Consider the following 21,232-nt stretch of genomic DNA (forward strand, 5'->3'; position numbering starts at 1 on the left):
TCCTTTTGCTAATGTTGCTTGTGAATGTATTTAATCGATTACTTCGCAAGATAGTTTCCTCACACAAATTTCGTCCCGAAGTGTCGGGAGCAAAAATAAGACATTCCGAGTAAGAAGTAAAATTTAAAACATCATTTTATAGTTTTTTTACAAGAAGTTTTTATCAAACATAAAAGGAAGTAAGTTTTTCAAAGAATCCGACTTATAAATTGCACCACTTTCTCCCATAAAATAAATTTCGATTGGATATTCTTGTTTAAACTCATATTCAGCAATTGCTTGCCTGCATGCTCCACAAGGAGGAATTGGCGAAGTAACTGACTTTTTATCGGCAGTTGCAGAAATTGCTATTTGGAGTATTTTTACATCCGGATAAATGGCCCCTGCTTGAAAAATAGCCACACGTTCTGCACAAAGTCCAGATGGATAGGCTGCATTTTCTTGATTAGAACCTAGAACAATTTTTCCGTTATCTAAAAGAATTGCCGCTCCTACTCTAAATTTAGAATAAGGTGCATAGGCTTTCTTACGAATTTCAACCGCTCTTTCCATCAATTTCTGGATGTTTCCCGGAAGTTCATTCAAACTATCAAATACCGAAAATGTTGTGGTAATATTAATCTCTTTCATTTATAAATTTTATTTCTTTTTAGGGGAAAAAAAATCCAAATCTCATTCATCTGAAATTTGGATTTTTTATAAATTTTATTTTAAATGCTAGTATTCGTCGTATTGATCTCCAAAAGCGAAACTAAGCGAAAATCTCAATGTGTTTTCTAACGGATTTCTCACTTTTGATGCTGAGAACAAATAGGAAACATCAATTTTCACTACGTTATATTTGAAACCTGCTCCAAGCGAGAAAAATTTTCTGGCTCCTTTTAATGGGCTTTCATTAAAATAACCCGCTCTCAAAGCAAATGAATCCTGGTATAAATATTCTGCACCAACTGAATAGGTGAATTCTTTTAGTTCTTCACTAAAACCATCTGGTGCATCCCCAAATGATTTAAAAATTCCTTCTACCCAACCTGTTCTTCTGTAATCTTCTCTAACTTTAGTTTCAGCAGCAACTACTTCAGCATCCTCTATTTCACCATCACCATCTAAATCTACATAATTTGGATATTGAGGTGTTGGAACTAATAATTTTGCAAGTTCAATATTTACTGCAACCTTATTATAATCGTCAAAAATAAAATCGAAACCAGTACCAATTCTCATGTTAGCTGGCAGAAAATTGGAGCTAAATTGATCATCGTCGTAACTAATTTTTGGACCAAGGTTTTGCAAGTTGAAACCCGCTCTCCATCTTCCGTTAAAATCATCATAAGCAATCTCTTCTGATTGATAAAATGCCGCAACGTCTACTGCAAATGAACTAGCTGGGGAAGCATCTGTATTTTCTGTTGCTACCCTTAGTGCAGAACGAATGTATCTTCCAGCAACTGACATGGAAAAACGCTCACTCAATTTCAAAGCATACGATCCATCTAATGCAAATTCATTAGGACTAACAACATTTACAGGTTCAGCAGGATCATCCGTTTGTCTCAATTCGATATCGCCGAAACCAAAAAATCTCAAACTTCCCGCAAAGGCGCTTTTTTCGTTAATTCTATTGAAATAATTTACTTGACCTAGCGAAATATCGTTTACCAGGCCCGTTAAATAAGGCGTATAGCTTATTGCAAAACCTTGTTTATCAAGGGAGAATGCATATTTTGCTGGATTCCATTGTTGTGAATAGGCATCGGTAGAGGTAGCAACTCCTTGATCCGCCATTCCAGCAGCTCTCGCATCTGCAGCAACCATCAAAAAGGGAACACCAGTAGTTATTGGGTTAGCATTTTCTTGTGCTTGTATAAATTGTGCTAAGAACAAACAAATTATTACTATTGAAATCTTTTTCATTCTGAATTTTTAAAAAATATAATTAAACAAATATAGTATTTTATTAAAGTATAACAAGTTTCTCGTACTTTTCTGTCTTTTTGTTGGTAAGGCTTGATTTCACGGTAAGTTTATAAATATAAACCCCTTTCCCTATTTTGTCGCCAAAGTCATCTTTTCCATCCCACGTTATCTCACGTGATAAAAATCCTTCGGTATTTACGATTTGGTTTCTTGTCCACACCACTTTTCCTGTAACCGTCATGACTTGAACCTGCACATCTAATGGTTCGAAAGGCCTGTTGTGCGTGAACCAAAATTGGGTATAACTCACGAATGGATTCGGATAATTAAGCACATTGGTTAGCGTTAATGTTTCATCACCCACAACAATAAACTGGATCTCGGCTGTAACCAAATTATTATACACATCCCAACCTTTAAACGTAATAGTATGCAACCCTTTTTCTAGATTACGAAAAGGAAATTTGATTTTGCCTTTCGTATAATCATCCAATTCGGTTTCGTAATAATCATTCAAGATATAGGGATTGTTTTCATCACCATCTAAAATCGCTATCATATCATGCCCGATTCCGCTGGCAGTGTTGAGTCCGTTTTCATCTTCCAAAAAGGCTAAAAATATCGGTGACTCATTTGTAATTCCACCCGAAACAAAACTTTCGTCATTCATGTACAGTTTTGCTCTTGGGGCGATATTATCAGCAGCGGCATTTTCATTTATACCACCAACTTTTATATCATTGTTATAACCTGTCTGATTTTCAAAAAATCCTGTTTTCTTGGCATAAAAACTCACTCTGCCATTATCTACTGGCACACGAATATCCCTTGGAACCACAAAACCGAATTCGAATTGACCATTTGCTACCGATGCATTTCCTCTAAAAATAGTTTCGCCCAAAGCTACAAAAGGCATTGTGGGACCGGTAACAGTTGGACTTACACTCACAACAGCATCAAAATTATCATTCCTTAAAGTATTTTTATTGACATTCTTATCAAAAATATTCACAGCAAGTTCTCCATTATAATTTGAAAGCAAATTATTGTTTTCATCAACAACTTGACCAGCCAATTTAACAAATCCTAATGCTTTCAAATCATCTACTGGACCTGTAATTGGCATATCATTAACTTGAGTCAACACAACTTTAGGCCTAGGAATAGCCATCATTATTGCTGGATCCCCAATACACACCACTACCCTGGTAGACATCTCATTCTTGGCTAATCGAAGTGCTTCACCAATAGAAACATATTGATTTGAACCATACGAAAATAAATATTTAGACAATACTGGATTGAATTCTTGAGCCTCAATTTGACCAATAGAACGAACCGTTGTTAACATTGAAATCGCACCGCCACTTGGGTTCAAATACATGAATTCACCACCGGCTTTTCGCAAGGGATTGTCAAATCTAGAATAAGTGCAGGTCAAGGTGATGAAAACTGGATATTTAAATCGATTGTTCAAGTTTTCACCATCGGCTTTTTCCCATATTCTTTCAACTGCCAATCCATCTTCTCCGCCATGTCCAAGATAATTGAACATCAAAGCTCCTTTTTCGAAGGCTTCAAATATCTCTTTTCGAGCTTTAGGATAACGATCACCTCCTGCAGCCGATTCTTGCTCATAAGAGTCTATATAAATTTTCTTGGCATTTATAAAAGGTTTTTCTTCTACAATTTTATCGGCAACAACATTTTGATAATATTGAAGCTGATTATCCCCAGTTCGAACTGGATCTGGATCGTCTGCAATAAACACCGTATTGTTTCGCCAATTTCCATAGGACTCTAAAGCATGATATTCTATTACCTTATTCACCATTTCATCCGCTTCTTGGACCGTACTCACAATCATTCTTCCTACAGCAACATCGAGTCCTGTTCCGTTAACATTTCCACCTTCATTATCATCCATTAAAACAAAAAAATCATCGGAACAAAATGAACTTCCTCCTTCAGAACCCCCAAACAAGGCATGATAAATAGGAACAATGTTATTATTATTTTGAATTCTATCCTTGAAATCGAATGATGTATCACCAAAAAGATTCAGATATTTTACTCTTTTATTATCCGAAGAAGCATTTTTATAAACATATTTAACCAAGTTTCGGATAGCCCCGATATCTTGTTTTCCAGAAGAAAATTCGTGGTAGATATTTTCCAGATGCACTACTTTAACATTTAGAGCCGAATAACTTCTATGAAAATTAGCCAATTTTTCTGCCGAAGCATTCAAAAAAGCAGGTGTTACAATTATATAATCAACATCTTGAAATTGGCCTTGAGCATTTTTAAAAATCGTACCTTTAATATTCTGATTGACAACCTTTGATCTGGATTCTTTTAGAGGAGTATAATAATCTTGCTTGTCGACTGCTATATATTTTCGAACCTCACCCAAACTTGCCTTGAAAGAAAATGAATTCTGATTATCATTTTGCACCGATGACACATTATAAATATCAGTTATATCCCAAACCTGACCAATTGTAGTTGCAGTTGAGAATTGAAACTCACCGAATCCCGTCATTGTTGCCGCTGCATCATATTGAAACCTGAATTGCTTTCCATAGCCGTGAAGATTTCTTTTTGCTTTTAAAATCAAAAAATCAAAATATCCTTTTGAACTTGGAACACCACCATTATTGAATTCAACATCTATTGTTACATCTGCCGAAGCATTTGCAGTAAAATTTATTTGCCCATCTCTATAAAAACCGTCAAAACCTCCGGGACCAACTGCTCCAATATTTAAAGAACCAGCTTCAACTCCATTTGCCTTGATACTAAATGAGGTCGCATTTAATGCATCCACAGCAGCTGCAAATGTTAGATTGATCGGTTCAGAAGCGACAATATTTGGAAATTCAAATTCATAACTTCTCTGATTTACAAAGCTAAATTCTTCGCCAAACCATCGTCTTCCCAATCTTCCAATGTTTACCAAATCCAATTCATGAAACTGATAGTCATCAAAAATGTTAATTGGCGTTGCATTTGACGTAATGGTTGGCATCGGGCTGATCCTTTTTCCAAAAGCTCCTTCTACATTAATATAATAATAGGACTTGTTTTCGTATAAATTGTTGTGCGAAAAATTTTCCTGACTCCAATTATCAACTCCTTCTGCATAAAAAAGAATATAATCCTGATCATTGAAAACCTGATCTTCTTCGCCCACAACCTGAATGGCGTTTTCCTCCAAATCCGATGGGTAATCGACAGCATTTCCAAGCGGAACCATCCTGCCTCCATTTCCATAAATCTTGATGCTTCTCGGATTCAATCCATTCATTTGCACTCCCAGCTGTTGCAGAAACGATTTTGAAATTCTATAAACTCCTGATTTTTCTACATAAAAACGGTACCAGCTACCAGAGGCCAAGACAGAATTTGAGATTTCATCAAAACCCCTCTTTGAAAACGACACCTCAGTACCATTCGCAACGGTATAGGTAAAGGATTTTATTTTTTTATAACCTGTTCCTTCCTTTACTATAGGAGAAAGTTTAAAATTAGCAAACTTCAAATCTCTTGCAGTAACATTATGAATTGTCGCTGTTAACTTCGCAGAAATTGCTTTTCTTGAAAGATCACCCAACTTTGATTCTGGAATGGCTTCATAAACCACATTCGAAATCACTAAAGACTTTTCGTCAATTGTAGTACCAACTGGAATATTAGAACGGAAATAAATTGCTTTCTCTACTTCATCAAAATGAAAGTGCATACCCTCAAACTGTGGTGTACTTAATTGGTAGGTTCCGAATGAAAGAGTAGTGTTTTCATTCCAATTGATTATAACATCGCCCTTCACTTGACCTTTTGCAAGCAAAGAACATAAGACTAAAATAAAAAAAAGTACTCTTTTCATCAGAATTGAAAACGTGGTATGGGTTGTTTTATTACTATACGGTAAAATTAATTTATTTAGTTTGTGTAAAAGAATAATATTTCAATTAATTTTACGTTCTAATTTCGAACAGAAAACAAATAATTTAATTTTTGTTATTATTTAAAAAAAGGTGTTGCAGTGTAAGGGTTAATTATTATATTGCGCCACGAAATTTATTACCTACTGAAAGTATGAAAGTAAACAAAATTATGGCTGTTAAATTAATGCTAACTTTAGCATTAGTGTTTGGTTTTGCTAGTTGTAGCAAGAACTCAAGCTCAAAAAACGCGTCCTCAGCGACAGGCTGGAAAATCAACGACAAGAAAGGTGGTTTTCAGCTAAACACCAAATACAAGAAGCAACAAGCGCTTCCTGGTTTAGTTTTAGTGGAAGGTGGAACGTTTACAATGGGTAAAGTACAGGATGATGTGATGCACGATTGGAACAATACTCCAAATCAACAACACGTTCAATCCTTTTACATGGATGAAACAGAGGTAACCAATGCAATGTATGCAGAATACCTATATTGGGTTAAAACGGTTTTCCCTCCAACAGACGAAAACTACAAAAACATTTATGAAGGAGCTTTGCCAGACACATTGGTTTGGAGAAGTAGATTAGGTTATAATGAAACTATGACCAACAACTACCTTCGTCACCCAGCTTATGCATACTACCCAGTTGTAGGTGTAAACTGGATTCAAGCTGCTGAATTTGCTAAATGGAGAACTGATCGTGTAAACGAGGCTACATTAGAGAAAGAAGGTTACTTGAAAAAAGATGCTAAAACTAAAGATGTAAGTGCTGAGGAAAGCTTCAGTACTGAAACATACATCAATGCTCCAACAAAAGCGTTTGGCGGAAACGAAGAAGTAGTCCTAAAAGGAAAAAGAGGGAAATCTAAAGATAGTGTTAACCTTTATGCAACAAGAAGTTCAGGATTAATTAGCCCTGAGTACAGACTTCCAACTGAAGCAGAATGGGAATATGCAGCTGCATCTGATGTAGGAAATAGAGAATACAACTCTTATAAAGGACAAAAGAAATATCCTTGGAAAGGTTCTTATACTAGAAATGGTAAAAGACAAGTTAAAGGTGATCAATTGGCCAACTTTAAACAAGGAAAAGGAGATTACGGTGGTTTAGCAGGATGGTCTGATGACGGTGCTGATATCACTAACATAGTAAAATCTTATCCTCCAAATGATTTTGGATTGTATGACATGGCGGGTAACGTTGCAGAATGGGTTGCTGATGTTTACAGACCTATCGTTGATGATGAAGCTAATGATTTCAACTACTATAGAGGTAACGTATTCTACAAAAACAAAATTGGAGAAGATGGAACTGTTGAATTAGTAACTTCTGACAACATTGCTTATGACACTTTAAGCAACGGTAGAATCATGGCTAAAAACTTCCCTGGACAAATTGCTCAGGTGCCAATTGATGAGAAAGAAACTTATTTAAGACAAAACTTCTCTCAAAGTGACAACAGAAACTACAGAGATGGTGACAAACAATCTACTAGATATTTTGATTTTGGATCAGAAGAAGATTCAGATAAAGGAAAAGAATCTAAAAGAATGTATGACTCTCCAGTTCACAACGTAACTAAAGACAGTTTGGACAACATGGTTAGAGCTTATGACAAATCTAACAAAAGAACAACTTTAGTAAACGACAACGTAAGAGTTTACAAAGGTGGTTCTTGGAGAGACAGAGCTTACTGGTTGGATCCTGCACAAAGAAGATACTTCCCGCAAGATATGGCAACTGACTACATCGGATTTAGATGTGCAATGTCAAGCGTTGGACCAAAATCTACTAAGAAAAAAGCAAGAAACTAATTTCTTCAAAATATAGCATGTAATAAAAGCCCTTTCATTAGGGCTTTTATTTTTTAAACTCATTTTAAATGGAAATCAAAGACATCCACAGCCTCTTCCTAAAATGCAATTCGGTTTCAATAGACACCCGAAAGATTGAGAACAACAGTATGTTTGTTGCAATAAAAGGCGAACGCTTTGACGCCAATACTTTTGCAAAAGAAGCTTTAGAAAAAGGAGCTTCATACGTTATCATCGACAATGCTGATTATTTCATCAGCGAACAAACTATTCTAGTAGAAGACAGTTTGACTACACTGCAAGAACTCGCAAAATACCACCGCGATTATTTAAAATTACCTATAATTGCCCTAACAGGAAGCAACGGAAAAACCACCACAAAGGAACTCATCAATGTGGTGCTTTCTAAAAAGTATAATGTAAAAGCAACTCTTGGCAACCTCAATAACCATATTGGGGTGCCACTCACCTTACTCTCTTTTACTTCTAATACAGAGATCGGAATCGTAGAAATGGGTGCCAATCATCAAAAAGAAATCGAATTCCTGTGTAATATTGCCCAACCTGATTTTGGCTACATTACCAATTTTGGCAAGGCTCACTTGGAAGGTTTCGGTGGATTTGAAGGTGTCATCAAAGGAAAAAGCGAGATGTATACCTATCTTTCGCAACATAAAAAAATCGTTTTTGTGAACTTGGATGATGCCATTCAGGTTGAAAAAACACATGGAATCGAACGCTATACTTTCGGACAAAAAACAGCCGACACCAATGTAATCATCGATGCTGTAAAAGCTGATCCTTTCGTATCCATCAAGACCCAGGGAACCGAAATCAAATCTCACCTAATTGGGATCTACAATGCGAACAACATCAATGCAGCTGTAACAATCGGGACTTATTTTAAAGTGGAACTCGATGTCATCAAGGAAGCAATTGAAGATTATGTCCCTGAAAACAACCGTTCACAAATGCTGAAAAAAAACAGCAACGAGATCATTTTGGATGCTTATAACGCTAACCCAAGTAGCATGACGGTAGCTTTAGAGAATTTCATGCAGTTGGAACTTCCAAAAAAAATAGCCATCCTTGGCGACATGTTTGAGCTAGGAAACGAAAGCCTTGCCGAACATAAAAGCATTGTTGAACTTGCTTCAAAAGACCAAAACACTCAATTTTATTTTATTGGAAAAGATTTTTATGCCAATAAAACACAACAAGAAAACTTCTATTTCTTTGAAAATTTTGAAGACCTATCAAAAGAATTAACGGAGCATAAAATAGAGAATGCTACCCTACTCATAAAAGGTTCCAGGGGAATGGCACTCGAAAGAAGCTTGGAATTTTTGCCTTGAGCAACATTATAAACTAAAAATGCCGAAGACTATCCTCGGCATTCTTTTTTATAATTTATTCCTTCTTTGTAATATTGAGATTATCGAAGCTTGAAACGTCGATCACTTCTTCCATATCGACATCATAGGAAATTTTAACGCTGTCACCAACGATAGTAACCGGCAATTCATTTGATAATTGGGATGAACCAACAAACACATTCGGGTACTCCTTCACCATGAAATAATAGAAACTATTGCCGTTCTTGACATCATTTGAAATTCTGGTCACTACCGATGAAACGCTTTTCTTTGGTGTCACACTTTCGGCATCGATGCCATTATCAGCCATATTGTAGACATTTTTATAGGCCATGAGCGTTTCACGCATCGTGTTCCCCACTCCAACAATCGTATAATCCTCAATGGAAACCATAGCAAACATTTTCACCAAGCCACCATCATCTTTTAGTGTCATGACATAGGTTGGAATATTATTGATGATATATGGAATTGGCAACGAAGTATGATAGCCTTTCTCCTGCACTTTACCTTCGGCAGAACTCTGAGCGGCAAACTCAGTCGCACCACTTTGTTTATAATAGGTCGCTTCTTTGGTTCTTGTATCTACCAAAACAAAACCTACTGTAGATTCTTCTTTTCCTACAGATGAAAGGCCTGTGTACCAATAGGATTTGTGATTCTCACCATACACCAAAGTCAATCCTTCGGTAATCATCAACTTGTTCTCATTCGACCAGTTCCAGTAGCCGTGTACATATTCACCCCAATCGTTCAATTGATCTTCAATAAAACTGATAGGCTGCATACGATCGACCCAAAGTGGTGTTTCGTTAAGGCTATACTCCTTGATTTCACCCGTTTGAGCATTGATGGTCAAGACACCCGTTGCATCATTTCCTGCAAAACCAATCTTCTTGGCATACTTCGTAACGATCCAAAACGGCTCACCTTTATCATCGATTTCAAAATTATAATCGGCCAAACCAGCAGTCATATATCCACTAAAATAGACATGTCGCTCAATTTTAGAACCAAAAAAAGCTTCTGGCTGATATTTGATTTTCAAAGCCTTCCCGTTGATGTTTTGCACCAATTTTACATCCCTTTCATTGGTTGCCGATACCATCACATATCCAGGAGTTCCCTCAGAATTGCTGAACCATTTGAAAAAACCGGTATGCAACAATGGAGCTACCCAGTAGAGTTCGTTGTTTACTTTTTGAATCGTAAAATCACCAATTTCCGTTTGTGAACCCAATGAAGGCTGAGAACCGATGATTTTTTCGCCCAAAAGCATTGCCAAACTTTCATCGACTACACGAATCTTGTCAAGCGAAATCGGTGCGATGTGATTTTTTAGATTTTGTCCGTCTTCTACCTTCCCTATTAGTTCTCTATAAGCTTGACTACGAAACATTGGTAAGCTTGTCAACAGCGGTCCCAATGTCACATAGGCTATGACAACGGTAGCTAATATAAAAAATAATTTATGTGGCTTAGCCAAAATTGTAACTTTGCTCGTGACAGGAGCCACTTTTAGCTTGGTATACAATATGATTCCTGCAATTAGGATAATCAACAAGAAAAGTGGCAATTTCATGAAGCCAAAATTCAAGACGGGCAAGCCAAAATAGAAGAGCAAAAAACCGATAAAAAGCAGTAGTACAATCGAAGTAATTTTTTTCATGACTGGTGTTTTGATTTGCTTCATTAGTCTGAAATTATCTAAAATGTTACAGCCTATTTTTTTGCCTTAGCGGAAAATAAACTACAAAATAAGGATTCTAAAAAAAAAGCTATTTTTGTGGTCAAGTTTTAATACTACAAACCTAAAACAGAAAGATATGAAAGCATACGTTTTCCCAGGTCAGGGAGCTCAATTTACAGGAATGGGGAAAGAATTATACGAACAGTCTCCGTTGGCAAAAGAATTATTTGAAAAGGCAAACGAGATTTTAGGTTTCCGCATCACCGATATTATGTTTGAAGGAACCGCTGAAGAGTTGAAGGAAACGAAGGTTACACAACCAGCAGTTTTCTTGCACTCGGTAATATTGGCAAAAACTCTGGGTGATGATTTCAATCCCGAGATGGTTGCTGGACATTCATTAGGCGAATTTTCGGCTTTGGTAGCTAATGGTGCTTTATCATTTGAAGACGGACTGAAACTGGTTTCACAGCGAGCTTTGGCGATGCAAAAAGCGTGCGAAATCACTCCTTCTACAATGGCAGCGGTTTTGGGGTTAGAAGATAGCGTGGTGGAAGATGTTTGTGCCTCGATTGATGGTATTGTGGTGGCGGCTAATTATAATTGTCCTGGACAGTTGGTAATTTCTGGCGAAACATCGGCAGTTGAAAAAGCATGTGAAGCGATGAAAGCTGCTGGAGCAAAAAGAGCCTTGTTATTGCCTGTTGGTGGTGCTTTTCATTCTCCAATGATGGAGCCTGCCCGAGAAGAATTAGCGGCAGCGATAGAAGCTACAACTTTTTCTACACCAATTTGCCCTGTTTATCAAAACGTAACAGCAAGTGCCGTTTCGGATCCAGAAGAGATCAAGAAAAATTTAATCATCCAATTGACAGCTCCCGTAAGATGGACACAATCTGTACAGCAAATGATTAAAGATGGAGCTAGTATTTTTACAGAAGTTGGCCCTGGAAAAGTATTGATTGGCTTGGTTGGAAAAATTGATAGAGAAGTTGCAGTTGCAAGTGCTTAATTTGGTTTTCTGTTATACTTAAAAAAAGTCCCAAATCAATAATGATTTGGGACTTTTTTATACTTAAATAATCTATTAAACTTCCGAAACGCCTACGTTTAATTCCAGCAACTGTTCTACATAATTTCGCTGGTTGGACAATCTTGGAATTTTGTTTTGACCTCCGAGTTTATCCTGATGCTTGAGCCAATCGTAAAAAAGATTGAATCGGGCGACATTAACCACTGGAGGATTGAGGGTCATATTATTGTAACGTTTGGCTTCGTAATCCGAATTTAGCATTTGAAGCGTTTCGTCTAAAACTCTATTGAAGAGATGTATATCATCAGGATTTCTTCTGAATTCGATGATCCATTCATGGGCTCCTTTTTCTTTTCCTTGCATAAAAACAGGTGCAACCGTATAATCAATTACTTCTGTATTAGTGACCTGACACGCTTTTGCAATAGCATTATCTGAGTTTTCGATGATTAACTCTTCCCCAAAGACATTAATGTGGTGCTTGGTTCTTCCAGTAACACGAATTCGATAAGGATTTAGCGAAGTGAAACGAACTGTATCGCCAATTTGATAACGCCAAAGTCCAGAATTGGTAGTGATGACGATGGCATAATTCTTATTGAGTTCTACCTCTGATAATCGGATCGCTCTTTGTTCAGTAGTTCCATAGGCATCCATTGGAATAAATTCATAAAAAATACCGTAGTCCAACATCAGTAACAAATCATTCGAATTATTCAAATCTTGAATGGCGAAGAATCCTTCGGAGGCATTGTAAATTTCATAATATTGAAAGCTGGAACTCGGGAAAATCTTTTTGTATTGTTCCCTGTAAGGATCAAAACTTACACCTCCATGAAAATATACTTCGGCATTTGGCCAAACTTCCAAGAGGCTTTCTTTTCCGGTTTCTTCCAAAACTTTATTGAGCAACACCATCATCCACGAAGGAACTCCTGCAAGACTCGTGACGTTTTCATATCGCGTTTCATTGACAATCGCCCCTAGTTTTGTTTCCCAATCGTTCATCAAGGAAACCTTGTTACTTGGAGTGCTGCTGAATTCGGCCCACATGGGCATATTTTCGATCAAAATTGCCGATAAATCTCCAAAAAAAGTATTGTTGTCGGCATACAATTGCTTGCTTCCGCCAAGACGCAAACTCTTTCCTGTAAACAATTGTGAGTCTTCGTTATTGTTCAAATAAAGCGAAAGTAGATCCTTTGTCGCTTTATAATGGCAGTTTTCCAATGCCTCGCTGCTAACGGGAATAAACTTGCTTTTTGCATTCGTTGTTCCGCTTGATTTTGCAAACCATTTGATAGAAGTTGGCCAAAAAATGTTTTGTTCGCCTTTTCGGGTTTGCTCAATCAAAGGCTCGAGATCTTCATAGGTAGAAATTGGAACTCTTTCTGTAAAAGCTTGATAGGACTTTAAAGAATCAAAGCCATATTGTTCTCCAATATAGGTTCTTTCGGCTGTTCGAATTAAATTTAAAAGCAATTCTTCCTGAACTTCGTTTGGATATTTCAGGAACAATTCAATCTGATGAATCCTTTTTTTAAGGATCCAAGAAGCAACCGAATTGATTATAGGTATTGCCATTTAATTTAGATTTAGGTTTAGAGAATTTAGATTTGGGATTTGATTCAATTTAGTAACTTTACAACTTCATCAAAAATAGCAAAAAATTGCAATATCATAGCACATAACTTGATTATTGCTAAAATCTGAAACCTACAATCAAAAATGACATACGAAGGCGTTCTTGCAAAAATGCAAACCGAGTTTGGAAATCCCATTCAATATTACCTAGTTTTTGAAAACAGTTTCCTAAATGTAAATCAATTACTGCACAAGGAAATTGAGATCACATTCCAGGGGTATCAATGTTTAAATTGCAATAAGAAGAAAAAAATATTCCGTCAAGGATTTTGTTATGATTGTTTTTACAGCAGTCCAGCTGTTGGCGATTGGATCATGCGACCTGAACTGAGCACGGCCCATTTGGGAATTGCCGATAGGGATTTGGAGTATGAAACCCGAGTACAACTACAACCTCACGTAGTGTATTTGGCCAGTTCAAGCGAAGTGAAAGTTGGCGTTACCCGAAAAACTCAAGTTCCAACCCGCTGGATCGACCAAGGTGCTGAACAAGCAATTGCGATTGTAGAAGTTCCAAATCGTTATCTGGCTGGAATTACGGAGGTCGCGTTGAAAAATCATTTTTCGGATAAAACCAATTGGCGAAAAATGCTCACAAACGATATTGTTTCCATCGATTTATTGGCAGAAAAATTAAAAATCGAGCGTTTACTTCCTCAAGAAGTTCAGGAATATTTTCATTTGGATAAAAATGATTTATATGAAATGCATTATCCTGTTGCAGCCTATCCGAAAAAAATAAACAGCTTGAGCCTGGACAAAACACCAAACTATGTTGGAAAATTGATGGGGATTAAAGGCCAATACCTGCTTTTTGAGGATGGAACTGTCTTTAATATTCGAGGTTCTGAAGGCTATATTGTTTCGATAAATGTATAAAAAGCAAAAGCCTGTAGTTTTAAATTACAGGCTTTTCTCTTAGTGCTAATTTTATTATTTCTTCTTTCCGAAGATATCTTTTATCGCATTCGTAACCTTTTCTTTGGTTTCTTCTTTTTTCGTTTGCGTTTTAGTGGTATCTTTTTTAGTAGTATTGTTGATGATATTTTCCAAGGCTTTTGTTCCTTGATTGACCAATTTTTCTTTTTGTTGCTGTACCAATTGGTTAGCTAAATTTGTAACTGCCGCTTGCATATCTGTAGAAACTTTTGGGCTTTTAAAATTACCCGAAAGAACCGCATTAATTGGCACATTCTCTAGTTTTGCTGCATCTGCTGGAGATAATTTAGCAATCAATTTATTAGCTTCTGTTCCTAAATATTTTGCAGGAACATCAAATTTCAAGTTATAATTCATGGATTGGTCAAAGCCATGAGAACCTCCAACATTCACTTTGATATCTTGGTATTTTAAATCGAATGGCTTCACATTTACTTTTCCATTTTCAAAAGAAAGAGCCGCTTTCAAATCATTTAGATTTAGCTTTTTCAAATCTAAAAACTTCACATTTGAACTCAAGGCACTCAACAACTTTGAGTTGCTTGGATTTACTGTTGTAGAAAGCAATTGTCCTATCAAATCTCCAGTTAAAGTTTTCAAGTCAGGCGTCATTTCCTTAGGATCTAAATTTCCTGAAAGCTTGATGGTAGAGTTTAATTTTCCGTTGATAATTCCAGCAATTGGAGCAATATTTTTCAGCATTTCCAACTGGGTGAATGTTTGCTGAATATCTACCGTATTCAATCCTAAATCCATATTAAAAACAGGAACTTTCCCTTTAGTAGAAACATCACCAGTTGCCGTAATAACTCCACCAAAAATAGAAGTTTTAAGGTTTTGAATCGCTACTTTTTCGTCTTTAACCACTAATTTTCCAGTTACATTTTTCAAATTCAAATTGTCATAAACAACTGAATTTGCCGAAGCATTTAGTGTCACATTGATCAATTTTGGAATCTTAATTTCTTCTTTAGTTGTCGTTTTATTGTTAACAGTTGTTTCGGTTTCCGTCATAAAATCGCTAACTAGAAGTTGGTTCGAATTCATATTGAAATTCCCTTTCAACTCTTGGTTTTTGAAAGCATAACCTAAGAAATTCTCAACCGTACCATTAAGTTTAATATCCGTTTTTCCAGTTGTCATATCCAACTGTTGCAGGTTGATTTTCTGATTATTAAATAAGGCCGAAGCCGAATTAATCGTATAGGTTTTACGATCGGCATCTACATATTTGAAACCTGTAATGGTAGCATTTCCAGAAGCCAAAATTTTATCATAATTATTGGTTTCTACTGATTTCATATCAAAATTGGTCTTGATATCAGCTTTTAGAATTCCTGTCAATGGTGTTTCTAATTTGATTGGATAAGCTTTTGAAATGTTAGCCAAATTGATCGTTCCTTTCAAAGCAGCATCAATCAAAGGATTTTCAGTAATGTTTCTGATATTTGCTTTAGCATCAAAAACATCTTGATCAATTTTAAAAGAAAGTTTGTCAAGATTCACGTAGGTATCATTCAGAATTCCTGTTTCGTTGATGATTTTAGTATCAATCACGATATTCTGCACTGATTTTGGTAAATCTGGATATTGAAACGAAGCATTATTTGAAGCAATTGCCAAGTTGAATTTCGGAATAGTTGTATCCGATTGTAATCCTTTTGCAAAACCTACAATCGAGAAATCTCCTGTTGTTTTCACATTTTCTAGACTCCCCGAATAAGCAGAAGGAATCAACCCCAAGAAATTCTGGAAGCTAGATGTTGGCGTTTTAAATTTTAAATCATATTCCTGACCCGCTTCAACAAGCTGGATAAATCCGTCGAATTCTAAAGGAAGCTTGTTGATTAGAGCTTTGTTGTCCTTAAATGTATATTTGCTATTCTCTAAATCAATCCCCAAAACCGCATCCAATGTCAAAGCGACATTGTTCATATAATTGGTTTTGTCCATATCCAACGAAACTTTTGCCGTAGTTTTCGTGTCCAAATCAAGTTTTGAAGCGGCAAAATTTCCAGTTCCCGTGTGGTTCAGGCTATCAATCACCATCTTGATTTTTGAACGGTCATCGAAATATTTGAAACGAAGATTTTCAATTTCATAATTTTGGATGTTCATTGCAAATGGTTTGCTTTCGGAAGTATCGGGTTTATCTTCTTCATCCTTAATTGCGATGTCAAAATTACCAACACCGTTCTTATCAAATAGAATATTCACGACACCATTTGTAGAAGAAAAGGATTCGATATTCATCGCTTCGCCATCACCTTTAAAAAGTTCCTTGATAGACATTTTCAAGTTCACTTCGCCCGAATAAAACAAAGTATCTCCTTCAAATGGTGCTTTGTTAATGATGCTCAATTTGTCAATAGAAACATTCGCCTGCGGAAAACTTTTTAGTAAACTCAAGTCAACATCTTCGAAAGCGACAGTTGCATCAACATTTTCATTGATGGCCTTCACAATCATTTCCTTTATTTTGTCCTTGAACAAATAAGGAATCGAAACCAAAGCGATCAATAGTACAACAATAAAAATCGCTAAACCTTTTAAAATTTTCTTTATCATATTAAATCTTTTAGAGGCAAAATTATCAAATAGTAAGCCAACTTATCTAATTAATTTAGATAAGTTGGCTTAAATATAACTTTTTTCTTTTTTATTTAATATTCATCTGGAAAGACATCTTTGTTTGTATGCCTTTTTTCAGCTTCATATTTTTAAGTTCTTCCAAAATCATGTAGTTTTCTTCCCCAATTTCTTCCTTGATCAAACTTTCCTTTGTCTTAGCAAAAGGGAAACCAGCAAACATTTCTCCAAATGTTTTTTCATATTCTGGAAAATTCTCAGTTTTGTAATCCTTGATTTTTGCTAGTATTGAAGCTTCTTTCAAAGCCGCATCCAAACCTCCAATTTTATCCACAAGACCAATTTTCACAGCCTCTGAACCTGACCAAACACGACCTTGAGCAATGGCATCAACTTGATCAAACGTCATTTTTCTTCCTGCAGCAACACGTTGTACAAACGTTGTATAAACCTCTTCAACACCTTCTTGTGTCACTTTTCTGAAGTTTTCACTCAAAGGGACAAAGGGACTATATTCTGCAGCATTTTTATGAGTACTCACTTGTTCTACGTTGATACCGATTCGGTTCGTTAATGTCGTAAAATTTGGTAACATCCCAAAAACTCCAATCGAACCTGTAATGGTATTCTCTTCGGCAAAAATCGTATTCGCATTGCAAGCGATATAATATCCGCCAGAAGCTGCAACATTACCCATCGAAACCACAACTGGCTTTACTTTTTTAGTCAATTCAATTTCCCTCCAAATTAACTCAGAAGTCAAGGCACTTCCTCCCGGACTGTCAACTCTAAGCACGATTGCTTTAACATTTTTGTCCTTTCGGGCTTCCTGCAAAGAACGACGCATTGAACCTTCACCAATGTAATTTACATCCCCTTCTCCGCCCGTGATTTCGCCTTGAGCATAAATAATGGCAATTTTATCTTTCGAGCTCGATTTTTTTCCAGTGGTCATGTTCTTGAAAGCATAATCAGCAATTGAAACCGAGTTGTAGTCTTCATCTTTTTCTACTTTCAAAGCCTTGCGAATTCCAGCATGATACTGATCTTCGTATGCAATCTTATCAATCAGTTTTTGTGATTTTGCCATTTCTGGAGTCCTGGCCAGAAGTCCATCAGCAATTATATTCAATTGTTCAAGCGAAATATTTCTTGATTTTGAAATATCGGTTGCAACCGAGTTCCAAACTGAGTTTAACAACGTTGAAACCTGTTCACGATTAGCTTCACTCATTTTATCTTCTAAAAAGGGTTCAACGGCACTTTTATACTTTCCATGACGGATAACTTCCATTTTCACACCCGATTTTTCCTGCAAATCCTTGAAGAACATAATTTCTGATGAAAAACCTTTGAAATCCATTGCACCAACCGGATTTAGATAAATCGTATCGGCTACAGAATTCATATAATATTCTTTTTGGGTATAATAATCCGCATAAGCTACAACAAACTTGCCTGATTTTTTAAAGTCTTCCAAAGCATCTCTCAATGCTTTACTTTGAGCCATTCCTGGTGTAAAATGGTTATTAAGAATCGAAATTCCTTTGATATCATCATCTTCTTTTGCTTGATGAATTGCATCAATTACATCCGAAATCCCGATATTTTTTCCTTCCGAAAATAAATTGATCAATGGATCGGTGTATTTTCCAGCATAATCATTTGATATATTTTCTAAATCAAGCTCAATAACCGAATTACTTTTGACCGTTACTGTTTCAGAATCGCCTCCAAAAAGAGCTCCGATAATAATTATTCCGAAGAAAAATAGCATTATAAATACAAACAACCCGACAATGGTTGCCAAAACATTTCCTAAAAATTTCATGTGAAGTTACTTTTCGAGATTAGTATACAAAAAGCAAAAAATGTTACACAAAAAAGTGATTTATAACTACCGTTTCATACCTCTTAATTAAAATTGTTTTCCTTAATTTGTAACTATGAAGAGGCAAAATCAAGTCATTTTATCGATTGGAAGTAATCAAGGCGAAAAGCTTTCAACTATTCAAAAATGTATCCATTTGATACATAATAAAATAGGAACAATTATTAGAACATCAAAGCTATATGAGTCACCGGCTTGGGGTTTTGAGAGTGCTAATTTTTATAATTGTGCGGTTTTAATTCATTCTGAAAAATCTGCAGCACTCCTTTTATCCGAAATTTTAGCGCTTGAAAATAGATTAGGCCGAATTCGAAACAATCAAGAAGGTTATCAAGCCAGAACAATAGATATTGATATTATCGCATTCAATAATGAAGTAATTGAAACCGAAGATTTAAAAATTCCGCATCCTGAAATGCAAAACAGATTGTTTGTTTTGTTGCCAATGCACGATTTGAATTCTGATTTTTTGCATCCAATCTTAAATCAAAACACAAAAGAATTATTGGCTACTACAAATGATAAAAGCGAATGCAAAATCATTCAGGAACTGGATTCGCCTTTGCAATACTTCAATCTGAATCAATTTAATTATATAGCAATCGAAGGTAATATTGGTGCTGGAAAAACAACCTTAACCAATAGAATTGCCGAAGATTTTAATGCCAAAACGGTGTTGGAACGTTTTGCAGACAATCCGTTTTTGCCTAAATTTTATCAAGACCAAAGTCGATATGCCTTTTCGCTGGAAATGTCTTTTCTGGCCGACAGGTACCAACAATTATCGGATGATTTGGCCCAATTTGACTTGTTCAAGGATTTCATCATAGCCGATTATCACATTTTCAAATCGCTTATTTTTTCAAAAGTTACCTTGACCGAAGATGAATATCGATTGTACAGAAAGCTTTTCGACATCATTTACAAGGAAATGCAAAAGCCCGATTTATACATCTATCTCTATCAGAATACCGAAAGATTATTGCAAAATATAAAAACGAGAGGCCGAAGCTATGAACAAGATATTCAAGCGGATTATCTTGAAAAAATAAACCGTGGATATTTAGAATACATAAAATCACAACCCGATTTAAACGTACTCATTATTGATGTTTCCGATAAAGATTTCGTAAACAATCAAGAAGATTATATTTTTGTATTGGAGGAAATTCAAAGCAAAATCAAAAAATAATTCCAATTAAAAATTAATCGGAACTATTGATTTTTTTAAATAAATCCCACACTACTATTCCAGCACTTACGGATATGTTTAATGAGTGTTTTGTACCGAGTTGGGGAATTTCTATACAGCCATCACACAATGCTACTGCTTCTTGCGAAACACCATAAACTTCATTTCCGAAAACCAGAGCGTATTTTTTTCCAGCTTCGATTTCAAAATTTTGTAGAAAAATAGCACTTTCAACTTGTTCTACAGCAAAAACTTTTACGCCTTCGTTTTTTACCTCTTCTATAACTTCCAAAACACTCTTGTGATGTTCCCAAGCTACAGTCTCGGTAGCTCCAAGTGCTGTTTTATGAATCTCTTTATTTGGAGGAGTTGCAGTAATCCCACACAAATATATTTTTTCAATCAAAAAAGCATCTGCTGTTCTAAAAACCGACCCAATATTATGCAGACTTCGGATATCGTCTAAGATAATGATGACAGGAGTTTTTTCAGCAGTTTTAAAATCTTCAACAGATTTTCGTTCAAGTTCGTTATTTTCAAGCTTTCGCATAATCGATAGTTTTTTTAAACACAAAAAAAGCTCCCAGAATGGAAGCTTTTTGATTTATTTTTAGCTTAGAATTTAGCTTTTTGGAGCATCAGCTTTTGCTGGAGCATCTGGATTAGCCAAAACATTTCCTTTGATTGTTAACACTTTTGTTGGGTTTGCAGCATTTGTAGTCAAAGTGATTGACTTTGTAAAAGCTTGACCACCTCTTGCAGTGTCATATTTCACACCAATAACAGCTTTAGCACCTGGAGCGATTGGCTCTTTTGGCCATGTTGGAACTGTACAACCACAAGATCCTTGAGCATTTTTAATGATTAATGGCTCAGTTCCATTGTTTGTAAAAACGAATTCACGTTTTCCATCTGCTTTGTAAGGAATTGTTCCATAATCGATCGTTTCGCTTTCAAAAAGAATTCCAGGACCTGTAACCTTTGGAGCTTCAACTTTAGTAGCTGTAGCTTTTGCTTTAGGCTTTACTTTTTTAGATGATTCTTGAGCAAATGAACCGCTGAAAGATAATAAAGCGATTGTTGAAAATAATACTATACCTTTTTTCATTTTATGTAGATTTTAAAATTTTAATTTATATAAGCAAATTTAGGAAAAAATAAAGTTCCTGTTGTTAACGACATGTTAACGACTTGCAAA

The 21,232-nt window shown here is 35.9% G+C and carries 14 protein-coding genes; 5 read left to right on the forward strand and 9 right to left on the reverse strand.

Annotation, left to right across the window (positions count from 1 at the left end; genetic code table 11):
• Positions 1-147 precede the first annotated feature (147 nt).
• From cdd to porU, 3 genes are all read right to left on the reverse strand, one after another.
• Complete coding sequence (gene cdd, locus G508_RS0105690) at positions 148-630, reverse strand: cytidine deaminase (protein WP_026704408.1); 483 nt, start codon at positions 628-630, stop codon at positions 148-150.
• An 87-nt stretch (positions 631-717) separates the two neighbouring features.
• Positions 718-1,914 carry a type IX secretion system outer membrane channel protein PorV gene (porV, locus tag G508_RS0105695; protein ID WP_026704409.1) on the reverse strand — a complete coding sequence of 399 codons (1,197 nt, stop codon included), beginning with the start codon at positions 1,912-1,914 and terminating at the stop codon, positions 718-720.
• 43 nt (positions 1,915-1,957) lie between these two features.
• A complete protein-coding gene (gene porU, locus G508_RS0105700) occupies positions 1,958-5,806 on the reverse strand; it encodes a type IX secretion system sortase PorU (protein WP_026704410.1) in 3,849 nt (1,282 codons plus the stop codon).
• Positions 5,807-6,018: 212 nt separating this feature from the next.
• Between porU and gldJ the strand changes: the two genes are divergently transcribed.
• On the forward strand, positions 6,019-7,680 hold the full coding sequence (gene gldJ, locus G508_RS0105705) for a gliding motility lipoprotein GldJ (protein ID WP_026704411.1): 1,662 nt from the start codon (positions 6,019-6,021) through the stop codon (positions 7,678-7,680).
• Between the two features lie 68 nt (positions 7,681-7,748).
• On the forward strand, positions 7,749-9,035 hold the full coding sequence (locus tag G508_RS0105710; RefSeq protein ID WP_026704412.1) for a UDP-N-acetylmuramoyl-tripeptide--D-alanyl-D-alanine ligase: 1,287 nt from the start codon (positions 7,749-7,751) through the stop codon (positions 9,033-9,035).
• A gap of 55 nt (positions 9,036-9,090) precedes the next feature.
• Here the strand turns inward: G508_RS0105710 and G508_RS18645 are convergent, their stop codons facing one another.
• Complete coding sequence (locus tag G508_RS18645) at positions 9,091-10,725, reverse strand: hypothetical protein (protein ID WP_035694333.1); 1,635 nt, start codon at positions 10,723-10,725, stop codon at positions 9,091-9,093.
• Between the two features lie 157 nt (positions 10,726-10,882).
• Between G508_RS18645 and fabD the strand changes: the two genes are divergently transcribed.
• Positions 10,883-11,758: an ACP S-malonyltransferase gene (gene fabD, locus G508_RS0105720; RefSeq protein ID WP_026704413.1), complete on the forward strand. Its 876-nt coding sequence runs from the start codon at positions 10,883-10,885 to the stop codon at positions 11,756-11,758.
• Between the two features lie 75 nt (positions 11,759-11,833).
• On the opposite strand, the gene G508_RS0105725 is transcribed toward fabD, so the two are convergent.
• Positions 11,834-13,363, reverse strand: coding sequence for a GH3 auxin-responsive promoter family protein (locus G508_RS0105725; protein WP_026704414.1), 1,530 nt, complete (start codon positions 13,361-13,363; stop codon positions 11,834-11,836).
• 144 nt (positions 13,364-13,507) lie between these two features.
• On the opposite strand from G508_RS0105725, the gene G508_RS0105730 reads away from it, so the two are divergent.
• Positions 13,508-14,302: a DUF2797 domain-containing protein gene (locus G508_RS0105730; RefSeq protein WP_026704415.1), complete on the forward strand. Its 795-nt coding sequence runs from the start codon at positions 13,508-13,510 to the stop codon at positions 14,300-14,302.
• A 54-nt stretch (positions 14,303-14,356) separates the two neighbouring features.
• Here the strand turns inward: G508_RS0105730 and G508_RS0105735 are convergent, their stop codons facing one another.
• The gene (locus G508_RS0105735; RefSeq protein WP_026704416.1) at positions 14,357-16,930 is read right to left on the reverse strand and encodes an AsmA-like C-terminal region-containing protein; all 2,574 of its coding nucleotides are present in this window, start codon (positions 16,928-16,930) and stop codon (positions 14,357-14,359) included.
• 91 nt (positions 16,931-17,021) lie between these two features.
• Positions 17,022-18,782, reverse strand: a complete 1,761-nt coding sequence (gene sppA, locus G508_RS0105740; protein ID WP_026704417.1) for a signal peptide peptidase SppA — start codon at positions 18,780-18,782, stop codon at positions 17,022-17,024.
• A gap of 115 nt (positions 18,783-18,897) precedes the next feature.
• On the opposite strand from sppA, the gene folK reads away from it, so the two are divergent.
• A complete protein-coding gene (gene folK / locus G508_RS0105745) occupies positions 18,898-20,034 on the forward strand; it encodes a 2-amino-4-hydroxy-6-hydroxymethyldihydropteridine diphosphokinase (RefSeq protein WP_026704418.1) in 1,137 nt (378 codons plus the stop codon).
• Positions 20,035-20,047: 13 nt separating this feature from the next.
• Here the strand turns inward: folK and G508_RS0105750 are convergent, their stop codons facing one another.
• Positions 20,048-20,584 carry an RNA methyltransferase gene (locus tag G508_RS0105750; RefSeq protein ID WP_026704419.1) on the reverse strand — a complete coding sequence of 179 codons (537 nt, stop codon included), beginning with the start codon at positions 20,582-20,584 and terminating at the stop codon, positions 20,048-20,050.
• 72 nt (positions 20,585-20,656) lie between these two features.
• Entirely contained in the window at positions 20,657-21,142 is a 486-nt protein-coding gene (locus G508_RS0105755) for a DUF1573 domain-containing protein (protein ID WP_026704420.1), read from the reverse strand.
• Positions 21,143-21,232: the final 90 nt, after the last annotated feature.

The organism is Flavobacterium soli DSM 19725, assembly GCF_000422705.1.
GTDB lineage: Bacteria > Bacteroidota > Bacteroidia > Flavobacteriales > Flavobacteriaceae > Flavobacterium > Flavobacterium soli.